This window comes from Streptomyces sp. NBRC 110611 (assembly GCF_001590865.1).
Taxonomy (GTDB): Bacteria; Actinomycetota; Actinomycetes; order Streptomycetales; family Streptomycetaceae; genus Streptomyces.
The window spans coordinates 172026-185553 of sequence record NZ_BBUY01000014.1; the positions used below are offsets into that span (position 1 = coordinate 172026).

At 66.9% G+C, this 13528-nt stretch carries 6 protein-coding genes and 1 pseudogene; 2 read left to right on the plus strand and 5 right to left on the minus strand.

Going from position 1 to position 13528, the window contains the following annotated elements:
• Positions 1 to 692: 692 nt before the first annotated feature.
• Positions 693 to 1369, plus strand: a pseudogene (locus AZE13_RS39075) (DUF5655 domain-containing protein).
• A gap of 277 nt (positions 1370 to 1646) precedes the next feature.
• The gene (locus AZE13_RS25055; RefSeq protein WP_066936325.1) at positions 1647 to 2261 is read left to right on the plus strand and encodes a non-canonical purine NTP pyrophosphatase; all 615 of its coding nucleotides are present in this window, start codon (positions 1647 to 1649) and stop codon (positions 2259 to 2261) included.
• A 728-nt stretch (positions 2262 to 2989) separates the two neighbouring features.
• Here AZE13_RS25055 and AZE13_RS25065 read toward each other — a convergent pair.
• The 5 genes from AZE13_RS25065 to AZE13_RS25085 form a co-directional block, all read right to left on the minus strand.
• Complete coding sequence (locus AZE13_RS25065) at positions 2990 to 5362, minus strand: CRISPR-associated helicase/endonuclease Cas3 (protein WP_066936331.1); 2373 nt, start codon at positions 5360 to 5362, stop codon at positions 2990 to 2992.
• Between the two features lie 90 nt (positions 5363 to 5452).
• Entirely contained in the window at positions 5453 to 6109 is a 657-nt protein-coding gene (cas5, locus tag AZE13_RS25070) for a CRISPR-associated protein Cas5 (protein ID WP_066936334.1), read from the minus strand.
• Complete coding sequence (gene cas7i / locus AZE13_RS25075; RefSeq protein WP_066936337.1) at positions 6106 to 7149, minus strand: type I-B CRISPR-associated protein Cas7/Cst2/DevR; 1044 nt, start codon at positions 7147 to 7149, stop codon at positions 6106 to 6108. Before cas7i ends, cas5 begins: the two co-directional genes overlap by 4 nt.
• A gap of 127 nt (positions 7150 to 7276) precedes the next feature.
• The gene (locus tag AZE13_RS25080; protein ID WP_066936340.1) at positions 7277 to 8761 is read right to left on the minus strand and encodes a hypothetical protein; all 1485 of its coding nucleotides are present in this window, start codon (positions 8759 to 8761) and stop codon (positions 7277 to 7279) included.
• Positions 8758 to 9498 (minus strand): CRISPR-associated endoribonuclease Cas6, encoded by a 741-nt coding sequence (locus AZE13_RS25085; RefSeq protein ID WP_066936342.1) that lies wholly within the window; start codon positions 9496 to 9498, stop codon positions 8758 to 8760. Before AZE13_RS25085 ends, AZE13_RS25080 begins: the two co-directional genes overlap by 4 nt.
• Between the last annotated feature and the right edge of the window lie 4030 nt (positions 9499 to 13528).

Sequence of the window (13528 nt, forward strand, 5' to 3'; positions counted from 1 at the left end):
CGCACCAGGTGATCACTGCTTTCGAGCCGCGGTGGGCGCGTTGATACCGCGGGTACGGGTGGGGGCACGCGGCGGGGTCTGTCTCGGGGCCTGCGTGGACAGTTGGGCCGGTGGCTTTGCGGAGGCAGCGGAGACTTGGCGGCGTCCTTGCCCTTCGGCGAGTTCGAAGGCGAGATGGTGGAGGAACGCTGCTGTCACGCTGCGGGGGTGTGCGTGGAGAAGTTGAGTGCCCAGGTGGGCTGGTGAATAGTATTGCCGTCCCACTGGTCCAGGTCGGCAGCAGGCTGTGGGGCTTCTGGGAAGTGAAGGCGTCGAACTGAACGCCGGCGGCCTCGTCGCCGGGAGCCTCCCAGCTGATCCAGTGACGTTGACCGTCTGACCGGAAAACTCAACGGTCAGACGGGTATGGTGAGATAGCCCCTTGGTCCTGGTGAGCGAGGGCCGTGGCAACAGTCCAAGGACTCCATGCCCCGGGCGCGGATACTGCGTCCTGCCACGAGGGCTCCGGGACTCAGGGGAAGCCACGGGATGCCGCACAGTGGGCGGGAAGCGCAAGATTGAACGACTCAGACGAGCTCGATGGCAAGTACCGCATTCCTTCCTTTCCCAGCTGGTGGCGCCGCGCGCACGCATCAACGGGAATCAACGGACACCCGCCCGACGTTCCTGCTCTTCGAGTCCAGGAGGGGAAGGTGTCGGGCCTGAAACTGTTCAACACGGATGGTGGCGTAATTGAGGTCGTGCCGCGTCTTGCTGAGGCTGAGGCGGATGTGCAGGACCTCATCGAGGCGCACATGGAGACGATGCTGGGAGTGCGGTTCCTGGCCAGCGAGTACGTCATCGACTGTGTCGATGGTGGGCGGATCGATTCGCTGGGGCTCGATGAGCAGCATCGACCTGGTCCGCTACCGGTACTTCGGCAACGACCACATCGGCCTTGAGACCGTGGCTTCCGTCACCGGCCAGTCGGCGACAACCAAGCGTGCCCGCCGACGCGCGGCCGGGCTTCCGCCGACGCGCGGCCGGGCTTCCGCCGGCCCGCAGGCAGGACGGAGCGATGGCGGAGCTGGCGGAGGCAGTCGACGAGGTGCTGCTCGGCCTCGGGGACGGCGTCACCCGGGTCCAGCGCAAGCAGTACGCCGCCTACCAGCGGCTGCGGAACTTCGCCTGCGTCTGCCCGCCGCAGCAGACCAAGCTCCTCGTCTACCTCAAGGCCGACCCGAAGGAGGTCGACCTCATTCCCGGATTCACCCGGGACATGACGGGGCTCGGACACCACGGCACCGGCGACCTGGAGGTGCAGCTGCGTACGGAGCGGGACCTGGAGCGCGCCCAGGACCTGTTCCGCCTCAGCTACGCCGCTGCGTAGCAGAGGGCCGTCCAGCGTGTCGTGCCGAGTGTGGGGGTGGGGAGGGGCATGTGAACTTGTGGGCGTTGGGGCGTGGTGCTGCCTTTCGACGTGGCGGTCAGGGACTGGCGGTGGATCTCCAATGGTGCGGCGAATCCCAGGTTTCGGTAACCGGGGATCGTGCGCTACAAAGCATGGTCCTCTCGAAAGCGGGGTGCACCGCGAGGCCGAGCTGAGAACAATGGCTAGTGCGGACGCCTTAGCGTCCGCTCCCCATCGAGGATCGAGAGGGCAGCAGATGAGCGAACTCGCGCTGGCGTTCTGCACGGGCAACCAAGGCAAGTTCGCCACGGCGGGGGAGCACTTGGCCCCGTGGGGTATCGAGATCGAGCAGGTCCCGCTGGAGCTGGACGAGATCCAGACCACGTCGGTGGAAGAGATCGCCCGCCACAAAGCTCACCAGGCATTTGCCCGTCTGCATAGGCCGCTCTTCGTGGAGGATTCCGGCTTCTACATCGAGGAGTTCGGTGGCTGGCCCGGCCCCATGGTGAAGCATGCGCTGGAAGCGCTTGGGCCGGCGGGGTTGACCCACCTTGCTGACCGAACGGAGAAGCGGACCGCGCGCTTCGCCAGCGCGGCAGTCTACGTCGACGCTGACGGGCAGCAGCATGTCTTCGCTGACGACATGCGGGCGCCGGGGACCATCGCGGCAGTCCCGCTCCGCGGGACAGGGCAACGCGCCTGGTCGGATCTCTGGTCGGTCTTCATTCCGCAAGGGGCTGATACGACGCTGTCTGCCCTGCCTTCCGAGGAGCAGGACCGCATCTTCGCGCAGTGGCGTCGCACATCCGTCGTGGCCGCCATGGGAGCTTGGCTGGCCAGCCACCTGGACCCGCATCGCGTCAAGGTGTGAACGGATCAGCGGGCGCCAGTATCCAGGGTTAGCATCCGGGCGGCTTGGCTGCCCATGGCGTGGGTGATGGTGATCTCGATGACGACGCGCTCGGGATTAGGGCGCGGGGTCTTGTAGCGCTGGGATATCGCGCTTCGGCGTCGGGTACGGACTCCAGAGCGGTCCAGCCGGGACATGCCGGATGGCACCGTGATCAAGCCGTACCCCGCCAGTTGGTGGCTCTCCCAGGGGCGATGGGGACCGGCCACGCCTCTTGCCCAACGCCCGACAGAGTTCCTGTTGGGACCCCTCCGGGGGCGATGAGGACTGGATCGTCCAGCCCGTACGACGAGTGCACCTGCTAGTTGGTACCCCTCTGAGAGTCGATGAGGACCGGCCGGGATCCCCGGCCCGACGGCGGTACTCGGTGGGTTGGTACCCCTCCCAAGGGCGATGAGGGCGCGCAGCGCAGAGCCGCCAAGGCGACGGCGAGGATCGCGTTGGTACTCCGCCCAGAGGCGATGAGGACTGGGCGCGCCCTGCCCGTAAGGCCATCACGGCATGGAAGTTGAAACCACCAGGAGCTATGTGGATGCGGCCCGAAGTGGCGCGGTCACGCAAGAGTGCCGGTGTGTATTGATGCCCCTCTACGGGGCCATAAGAGTTGTGGAGTTCTCAAGTAACGTCCGGTTACAGGCGGTTGATGCTTCATGGTCCCACGCGGTGGCGTTGTGGTGTGAGGCTTGGGGCTAGGCGAGCTGGTCGAGCTGGTAGCCGGTGGCTCCGCCGGGGTTGTGGATTGCCTTGAGGCCGTCGGTGTCGCTGTATGCGCCTCGAATGACGTGGACTTTGAGGTTTGTGTCGTAGGTGGCTTTGGCGGATCCCCAGTGGGGGAGAGGGATGAGGTATTCGGATGCGAGGAGCTGGCCGGATATTCTTGGTTTGCCGTTGGCATCTACGTCCTGGTGGAGGGCTTCCTTGTAGTTTTTGAGGTCTTCTTCCATGACTGCTTCGAGGCCGTCAAACATTTCGTCGAATCGTTCTTCGAGCTGGTCGCGGGCGTCGAAGGGGCGCTTGAAGGTGAGAAAGGCGCGGCGGAAATCGTCGCGGTGGCGGAGGACTTCTTGGCGCCACATCTGACCCCAGGTGGTGTTGTAGATGCGGTTGAGCCAGTGGGTGATTTCGTTTTCGTCGATGTCGTTGCCTGTGTTTTCGTTGAGGATTGTCCAGGCTTCGGATACGGGGTCGTGGGGGTAGATGCCGTCGCAGTAGAGGCCGGGTTGTCCGCGGCGTTGCTTGTAGCGGGGTGTGTGGATGATGACGGGCGCTGCTTCGCGGGCGCGGATGCGGTTGATGCGTCCAAAGCGTTGGGCGAGGGCTTCGAGGTCGGCGCAGGCGGTGAAGAGGACGTCGAAGTCGACGTCGAGGCTGACTTCGACGACTTGGGTGGCGACGACGAAGCCGCCCTTGCGGGTTTTGTTCCGTGTCTGGTCGGTTCCGTAGCGGTCGGTGATGGCTTTTTCGATGGTGCCGCGGTGGCCGCGCTTGTAGCGGGAGTGCAGGAGGGTTCCGTGGTGGTCGGGGAGGGCGGCGGTGAGGTTGTCGTAGAGCTGTTGGGCGTGGGCGACGTTGTTGGCGATAGCGAGGACGGATTCGCCGGCTCGGAGGTGGTGGGTGATTTCGGTGAGGGCGGCGGGGTCGGTGATGTGGTGGTTGCGGGTTTCGATGCGGTGGCGGGGCTGTTGGGTGCTGTCGGAGTCGTCGTCGCAGGTGACGTCGCCGGTGAGGGTTTCGGTGATGAGGGTGGTGAGGGCGTCGGGCATGGTGGCGGACAGGACGGCGATGCGTCCGCCGAGTTCTTCGAGGGTTTGCATCATGGCGAGGATGTAGCCGAGGCGTTTGGTGTCGTAGGCGTGGAGTTCGTCGAAGACGAAGACGGAGTTGGCTACGTCGATGAGGCGGGAGGAGTATGCGGCGCCGACGAGGGCGGCGCGCAGGAGTTGGTAGGGGGTGGTGATGCGGATGGTTTCTTTGAAGAGTTTGGTGGCGGCTTTGCGGTGGGTGGCGTCTCGGGCGGCTTGGACGCGGGTGGTTTCGTCGTCGGGACAGCAGAACTGCTGGAGCCAGTAGTCGCCGGCGCGGGAGTGGTCGGGGCCGACGAGCCCTTCGCGGCCGAGTTTTTCGGTGGTGCGGGTGGTCATGGCGTTGATGCTGGCGAGGTAGGGCAGGGTGTAGAAGACGCGGGGGGTGCCGCGGCCTTCGGCTTGGAGGAGGGCTGCCTGCTGGCAGCACCAGAGCCAGGAGGCTTCGGTTTTTCCGCTGCCGGTGCGGGCGCGGAGGATGACGTGGCTGGGGGTTTTCGCTGCGCGCTCCTGGTGGGGTTTGAGGGGGAAGGCTTCCTTGATGGTGCGGGCGAAGTCGGCGTTCATGGGCTGGGCCGTGTTGAGGGTGCCGTGGGCGGAGGCGAGGTGGTCGGCGTAGGTGACGGCGCCTTGGAGGAGGACGGCGGCAAGGCCGGTGGCGGGGCTTGTGCGACGGCGCCAGGTGGCCAGGAAGGCCGTGAATTCGGTGTGTGCGGCGGTGGTGTAGCCGTGCCCGGGGATGGGGGCGGTGGTGGGCAGGCCGCGACGGGTGGCGGTTTCGTGGAGCCAGTGGGCGAGCTGTTCGGCCGCGGCCTCGGGGAGGGATTCGAAGCGGTCGCGCCATTCGGTGAGGTCTGTGCCCTGATAGAGGGTGGCGAGGGTGGTCTTGCGTGCGTTTTCTCCGGTGAGGGCGCGGTGGTGGGTGGCGATGCCGACGGCGGCCCATGCGCGGTGGGTGGCGTCGGGGATTAGGTGGAGGTATCCCAGGGAGAGCGCTTCATGGCGTTCGGCCCAGAAGTAGCCCTTTTCGGCTAGTTGGCGTTGGAACTCGCAGTTGATCTTGCCGCAGTCGTGGAACAGGCAGGCCAGACGCGCGATGGTCCAGAAGTCGGGGATGACGGTGTGGGCGGCGTCGATGCGGCCGGTGCGCTGCTGGATGAGGGCGGCGCTCTTCTCGGTGAGGTCGAGATGGGTGGTGAGTCGTTCGGGGGGCCGGTTTCCGCGGGCGCTTTTTGCGTTGATGTCGCGGAGGTCTGTCATATCAGGCTCCATGCGGCGTGGGCTGGGGATGTCAAGGGCGGTGCCAGCCACGTGGGTTGGTGTGTCTGGCACCGCCCTTGACGTATTCCGTCAGACGGGTTCGGCGGTGGCCGGGTGGGTGGGGGGCAGGAGGGCTACGGCTTGTCCGGTGGGGGTGCTGTAGCTGTCGGGGACGGTGGCGGTGGCGTGTCCGGTGGGGTCGTAGCGGTAGGAGCCCCAGAGGGTGCGGCCTCGGTCGAGGGTGATCGCGGTGGGTATGCGCAGGCTGGTTCCGCCGGCGGCCGGGTGGTCGGCGATCAGGGCGCTGCGTTGTTCACCGGGGGTGGTGGTGAGAGTGGTGCGGCGGGTGGTGAGGGCTGCGAGGTCTTGGGAGCGGCCCAGGCGCATGGGCCACACGGGGCGGCGCAGGCGGTGTTCCCAGTGGTCGAGGTCGTCGAGGATCCAGATCTTCAGGGTGGTGAAGGCGAGGAATTCGCGGTTTTGGGGCCCGTAGTTTCCGGGTTTTCGGGCTGTGGGCAGGGGGTGGTAGGTCTCCAGGTCGGTGCCGCGGCCTTCGGCGTGGAAGGCGGCGGCGAACCGGAAGTCGTGGGGGACTTTGTCCCAGCTTCCGGCGGCGGCTGCGAGCATGCCGCCGATGGTGGAGGGCGGCGGGCAGGGAAGGGTGACCTGAACGCCGGTGTAGAGGGGGTTGCGGAAGGAAGCGACGGGTGTGGTGATGGTTGCTTCGAGGGCTTCGATGCCGGTCACTGGGCGTCCTGGAACCAGTCGTCGTGCTGCTTGTCGGTGATCTCGTCGGCGAGGGTGGTCAGGATGGTGCGGGGGTGGCCGATGGTGACGCGGTCGTTGCCGGCGAAGTGGGTGAGGGCCTTCTCGCGCTGGTCGGCGAGGAAGCCGGGGGCCCATCCGATGTGGACGGGGCCATCGAGCTGGTCTTCCCAGGCAGTGATCTCGGCTTCGAGGGTGGTGGCGGAGAACGTGACCTTTCCGAGCTGGTTCTGGAGCAGCCGGGTGAAGGGGTTGTTGCCGCCCTTCATGGGGGCCAGGACGAGGAAGGCGGGGGTGCGGTCGCCGTAATGGGCGTTGTGCTTGGCGCCGCCCTGGATGGTGGCGAGGGAGCGGAGGATGAGCGCGGTACGGCGGCGGCGTTCCTCGAGGGGGAGGGCGAGCGCGGCGGTGCCGCGCAGGGTGGTCTCGGTGGCGCCTGCGTCCTTGGCTTCCTGCGCGGCCTGCTTGCCGAGGGCGACCTTCAGGCCGCCGCCGTCGGTCTCGAAGACACCGACGCGGGGCAGGTCGAGGAGGACGTCGCCGGCGCAGACGGCGGTGTAGAACTCGTGCTGGTGGATGACGGGGTTGTCGCCGGCGTCGAAGCCGCGGGTCATGGTGCCGAAGTCCATGGTGGGGTTGTTGGGGACGACGGCGACGAAGGTGCCCGTGGCGAGGACGGTGTCGCGCTGGCAGGTCTCGGGGAGGGCGGGGTCCTTCTTCCGCTCGCTGTCCTTGAGGGCGACCATGTAGCCGAAGAGGTCGTCGTCAAAGTACTTGTCGGGCCGGCCCTGGGTGAACGCCTGCTGCTTCTGTCCGGATCCGGTGCGAAAGACGCGGGAGCGGGGCTCGTCAGCGGGGACGCTGTCGCGCAGCCAGCGGCGTACGGCCTGGGGTGCGAGATAGGGGTAGACGTCGCGGCCGACGCGCATCTGCTTGACGCGGCCCTTTTGGTCTTCGCCTTCGCCGTTGTTGGGGGCGCCGGCGTTGATGTCGAACGCGATCTTGCCTGCGAGGTACGTCACTTGGTGCTCTCCTTCGTGATCAGGTTGGTGCGGTGGCTCCGGTGTTGAGGCCGTCGAGGACGCCGTGCAGGGTGGTGCTCAGGCGCGCTGTCCGCCTACAGGTAGAGGCGCTTGCGGGCGGGGGCGGCTATACGGCGGCCGGGTCGGCTTCGGTGCCGTCGAGGACGGCGATGTCCTTGGCGGTGATCGTGTCGGGGTCGAAGTCCTGGGCGGCCTTCTCGGCGTCGCGGGGCCGCCATCCGCGTTGGAAGAGGGCGGAGATGGTGCAGGCGAGGAGGTATTCGCGGTAGTACCAGGAGTAGGAGTCGGGGGCGGGGCTGAAGAGGATCTCGAAGCCGCGGCTGGTGACGAGTTCGGACTCGTCGGTGGGGCGGTCCAGGATCCAGGTGATGCCGTGGCGCTGTAGCCAGGCGCGCAGGCGGGCGCTGTTGCCGCGCTGGAAGAGGGTGTAGAAGCCGGTGAGTTTGCCGCCGGGGTCGTCTTCGGTGAACAGGAGGGCGATGCGGGCGGCGGTGTCGCGGATCTCCTGGAGGTCCGTTTCGTTCACGTTGAGTACCTCGTGCAGGTAGGTGGTGAGGAGGTTGGCGGCGGGGGGTGCTTCGCGGGTGGGACCTTCGAGGGTTGTCGAGCGGCCGACGATGTAGCTGGTCAGGCGCCGCGGGATGGTCCAGGGGCGGTGGAAGCAGGCCCAGGCGAGGTTTTCCACGCCGGAGGTGGTGGCGTTGGTCTTCTGCCCACCGCTCTTGCTGGCGGGTTCGGGGGTGGTGAAAGCCCGGACGAGAGTGGGGAATCCATCCCGGTGGGCGTTCTTGTGGGAGGACTTCCGCAGCCATTCGGCCAAGGGCTGGTCGACGGCGTAAGTGTCCAGTGCCTGCCCCTTGTTGTGGTTATTGAAGATGACCAGTTCGATACCAGCGGTGGTTTCGTGGTCGTAGCGGCGCAGCGTCTGGAGGGCGAGGGTCTCGGCCTTGGTGCGAGAGGCTCTCTTCCCGGTGATCATGAGCATCTCGTTGCGGGAGACCTGAAGGTCGACGGCTTCCGCGAGAAAGCCGTCGTCCCAGGTATGGAGGGCTTCGGTGCGTCCTCCGGTGAGGTAGCAGCCGTAGGGGGCCGCGTAGAAGCAGCAGATGCACGGCCAGCACAGGGCGGTGCCGGCATGTCTGCGGGGAGTGGTGTTGCGGTAGTCCGCGGACGCCGCGAGCATCATGTCCGCTTTGCCGTAGAAGCCGACGGCTTGATGTCCGCAGAGGGTGCAGGCGGCGCCGGGCCACGTGTCCGGTGCGGGCATCGTGCGCCAGGCGCGGACCTTTTCCGTGACGGTTGGGTCGTCGCGCTTGGCGTTGAACGGGTGGTTCATGTCGCTGTTCGGCCACAGGCTGTGCGAGCACTTGAGGAGGAAGCCGTTCTCCGCCTTGCCGTCGCGCAGCAGCGCTGCGGTGACAGCGGCGTCCATGAGCCGGCTCATGACCTCCTGGAAGAGTGCGCTGGTGACCATTGCGGGGGTCTCGACATCGGCGAAGGACGCGATGACGTGGGCCCCGATACGGGCCAGAGGGTGAGGGGTGTCGCGGAGGGTGTACTGGCCGTCGGCGTGGGACGTGGTGGTGGTCATGCGACCACCCAGCCGAAGCCCGAGGCGGTTGATCCGCCGATGCCGGTGGACCACAGCGCCTGAAGTGCGGCCGGCGGTCCGCTGACCTCTACCTCGATGGGCGCGCCGAGCTTCTTACCCCAGTGGCCGTGGCCGGTGACGGCGAAGGACCGCTTCGGGCCGATCCAGGTGATTCCTTCGAGCTGGACATCGCTGCCGTGGCCGAAGGTTTCGCACTTACGTCGGATGCTGTGCTGCAACGCGACATCGAAACCCGGCTCGCCGGGCAGGAGGTGCTTTCCGCGGATAACGCGGCCTTCGGGAGTACGGGTTGCCTCCGCCTTGACGGTGATGGGGTTGATGGTGCGGAACCGCCCGCGGCCAGAGGCGAATGCAGGAGGATCGACGACGGTCGTCTTCTCCACCTTCAGCGCGGTGCCGCCCCAGTCCAGGACAGGGATGGTGGTGAAGTCCTTCGCCAGCGCGGTGATGATCTCCGGGATCGGGCTGCCGAATTCCACGGTGCCGGTGCCGCCGGCGACGTACTTGCCTTCTTGACGCTTGGGGGTGGGGAAGGTAGGCGCGGAGTGGCCGAACGGTGCGATGCCGTGTGGACCCCATCCGTTGGCGTGGATGGTGGCTCCGAGCTGGGGGTCCTGGCGTTCCAGGGCCTCGTAGAACACGCCGCGTCCGGGGGCCTGGACCTGATCCCAGGGGATCTCCCGGGCCCGGGTGCTGATAGTGACCCGTAGGCGCATGCTTCTTCCCTCCTTTCTGCTGGTTGTGGCCTCGGGCGCACACAGGGCAGAGTGCCTGTTTCGGTGTGAGCCTTAGCTTCAGTTCGGGATGGATGGCAGAAGGTCTATCACACTGTCCGCCCTTACGAGGAGCGGTAGTTGACTGTCTAGCAGGAGCCACTGACAATCGGTCATTTCGTTCAACCGGCAACAGAAAAAGGGGCTCTGGCCGGTTCGGTCAGAGCCCCTTCGGGTGCCCCTGCTCGGGGCGATGAGATGCGTGTCGCACGTGCCTCAAAGCGAAGGCGCACACATTGCGACCCCTAACGGGCCAATCGGGCATGTACAGCGACGCCGGGCTGGCGAGATGTACGCGCCTACGGAAGGGTAGCCTCTCGCCGTGTCCAACTGGCCGGCTGAGTTCGCGGCCCCAGCCCACACGCAGACAGCCTCCAGCCGCAGAAGATGTCAGTGGGACGTGCAATCATTGCGTACTACCTTGCAGGGCCTGCTGTTTGAGAACTTCACATCACTCATTCGCCCCATATCAGGGGATACACCCGCGAACTCTGCGGGCCACGTCGGAGCCGCTCGGTGGGGCTCATAGCCCTGCGGAGGGGTACCAACACGATGACTGCGTCGAAGCAGGCCGTCACGTAGCCAGGTCCTCATTGACCCTCGGAGGGGTACCAACTCGTCGGGCGGCACGCCGAAGGCGGCCGTGTCGTCGTGTCCTCATCGCCCTTGAGAGGGGTACCAACCGGTACTGCGGCATCGCCGCGTGCAGCCACCGCTGATGTCCTGTCCTCACCTACCCTCGGAGGGGTACCAACGCCAGGCGGTAGACCGTCGGCCGGTCCGGGTGCGTCGTCCTCATCTCCCCTGGGAGGGGTACCAACCTCAGGCCGGCCTCCGTCAGGACGGACAGCTGGACCGTCCTCGTCGTCCCTGGGAGGGGTACCAACCACGACTGGCAGGCCGTGGCCCCGGGCCGGCGCAGCGGTCCTCATCGTCCCTGGGAGGGGTACCAACTAGTAGAGGTTCGAGCGCCGGCCACGGATCTTCGCAGGTCCTCATCGTCCCTGGGGGGTACCAACCTGCGTGTGCGGCCCAGGTCGAGGAACGCGAACTCGGGTACTTATCGCCCCTCGGAGGGGTACCAACATCACGTCGAGCGCGGTGTTCGGGTCGAGTCGGCACGTCCTCATCACCCCTGGGAAGGGGTACCAACGTGTGCGTCCGGGCCCGGTAGGCGAGGGAGTTGAACGGTCCTCATCATCCCTGGGAGGGGTACCAACTCGTTGATCAGGAACGCGGCGGGCGCCGGCAGCGGGTCCTCATCACCCCTGGGAGGGGTACCAACCCGACATCCTCGAAGGCGCGCGGCAGGCCGGCGCCGGTCCTCATTGCCCCTGGGAGGGGTACCAACACGCCGCTGCCGTCCCAGCGGGAGGAGGCGGCGGCGGAGCGTCCTCGTCACCCCTTGGAGGGGTACCAACGCCATGTCCTACGTGGACAGCTCCACCAGGAGTGTGGTCCTCTCACCCCGGGGAGGGGCACCAACGGCCACCAGGACCGCGCAGGCCCCCGGGTAGGTCGTCCTCATCGCCCCTTGGAGGGGTACTAACACCCAGCACGCGATGGCGGCCATCAGCGCGGGGATCGTCCTCATCGTCCCCCTCGGAGGGGTACCAACCGGGGATCTCCACCGGCTGGCCGTCGATGTACATGGGTCCTCATCACCCCCGGGAGGAGTACCAACAGGAGGGTATGCACCAGCATGACCGACAGGCGCGGGTCCTCATCACCCCTAGGAGGGGTAGCAACACGTCCATGCCGGCCGGCTGGCACAGCTGCATCAGGTCCTCATTACCCCTGTGAGGGGTACCAACTCGCCATCGCCCGTCGGCGGGTTGCCCGGTTGGGCGGTCCTCATCACCCCTAGGAGGGATACCAACTGGAGGTAGCGGTCCCAGCCGGGCAGTGGGTTGATGGTCTTCATCGCTCCTCGGAGGGGTACCAACACGTCCTTGTGGACGTCGGTCGCGTTGCGCTGCGAAGTCTTCATCGCTCCTGGGAGGGGTACCAACGCGGCGGTGAACGCCCGTACCCGCAGTAGAGCACCGGCCTTCATCGCCCTGGGAAGGGGTACCAACCTCAGCTGGCAGCCGCGGATGTGGTGCAGTCCCACCTGCCCCTATCGCCTCTGGGAGGGGTACCAACGTCATGCTGGCTCTTCTCCTTCGGGAGGAGCGGGGCCGCCCTCATCGCCCCTGGGAGGAGTACCAACAGGAGTGGTTCGACCGCCGCGCGGCGTAACGAGCTAGCCCGCATCGACCCTGAGAGGGGTACCAACTCCGAGGCGAGGTCGATCCTGGACAGCAGCCGCGACGCCCTCATCGCCCCTCGTAGGGGTACCAACGCGCCGTGCAGGGCTTTGGCGAGCCGCAGGTGGGCGCGTCCTCATCGACCCTGAGAGGGTACCAACGGGCGGTACGCCAGGATGCGTCCGGGCCGGCCTCGGCCGTCCTCATCGCCCCTGGGCGGGGTGCCAACAGCAGCAGGGCGGAGACAACGGGGACGGCGGCGAAAGTCCTCATCGTCCCTGGGAGGGGTACCAACGTGAGGGCCAGCAGCGGCCCGGAGTCCTGCCCGTCCCGTCCTCATCGCCCCGGGGAGGGGTACCAACAGCGAGTTGAGCAGGGGGGCCGCCGCCGTAGGACGGTCCTCACCGCCCCGGGGAGGGGTACCAACACGTGGAGTCCCGGGCCGTAGACCTTGATCTCATGTCCTCATCGCCCAGGGGAGGGGTACCAACAGCGAGTAGGCGGTCAGACCGTGGACGACGGCGCGGGGTCCCCATCGCCCCTCGGAGGGGTACCAACAGGCTGGGCAAGGAGTCGGCCAGGCGCACCACGGAGTTCCTCGTCGACCCTCGGAGGGGTACCAACATGAAGGCTCCGACCCGGACGGCGACGTCCTGGCCGGTCCTCATCGACCCTGGGAGGGGGTACCAACCGCGAGGCGGCGGCCCGGTGTGCGCGGATGACTGGGGTCCTCATCGCCCCTCGGAGGGTTACCAACCAGGGGTGGTCGTGGCCGGTCCCGAGCGGGCGGCGGGTCCTCATCGATCCTCGGAGGAGTACCAACTTCACGAGCGGGGACTCGAATCCGTTCCGACCGACCGGCCCTCATCGCCCCTCGGAGGGGTACCAACTACGGCTACCGCCGTATTGATCTCGCGGTGGTACGGGCCATCGACCCTGGAAGGGGTGCCAACCTCTACCGGCTTGCCACCGGCCGCGCCCGCATCCGCGCCCTCATCGCCCCTTGGAGGGGTACCAAGGCTGACGGGTCGCTGACGGTGCAGCCTCCGCGCCGGTCCTCATCACCCCTCGGAGGCGTACTAACTCGCCGGTATCGCCGGACTGATCAACATCGGGCCCGGGTCCTCATCGTCCCGCGGAGAGGTACCAACCCGACGCTGGAGGAGCTGCGCGTCGTGCGCTGGCCGCGTGCTCATCGTCCCTCGGAGGGGTATCAACCGGTACTCCGCCGGCGCGAACTGTTCGATCAGGTCGGTCCTCATCGCTCCTCGGAGAGGCACCAACAGGAAAGGGAGCACCAGGTGGCACACCACGAGGTCGATGTCCTCATCACCCCTGGGAGGAGTACCAACACAGCACGAACGTGGAGGCGCACGTGAGGGCCGGTGTCTTCATCACCCCTGGGAGGGGTACCAACCAGACACGTCGGAGCCGGATCCGGCCGCCGCCGCACGTCCTCATCACCCCTGGGAGGGGTACCAACACGCCCACCGCGACGGGGCCGGCCATCCCCCGGTCGGTCCTCATCGACCCTCGGAGGGGTACCAACCGTCGACCTTCACCACGATGACCACGGCGGCGTCCGGTCCTCATCGTCCCTGGGCGGGGTACCAACAGGAACGGTCCGACAACGGACTGCGGCTGCACGCCCTGTCCTCATCGTCCTTGGGAGGGGTACCAACGACATCATCACCGCCACCGCCCGCGCCGCCGAACTGGTCCTC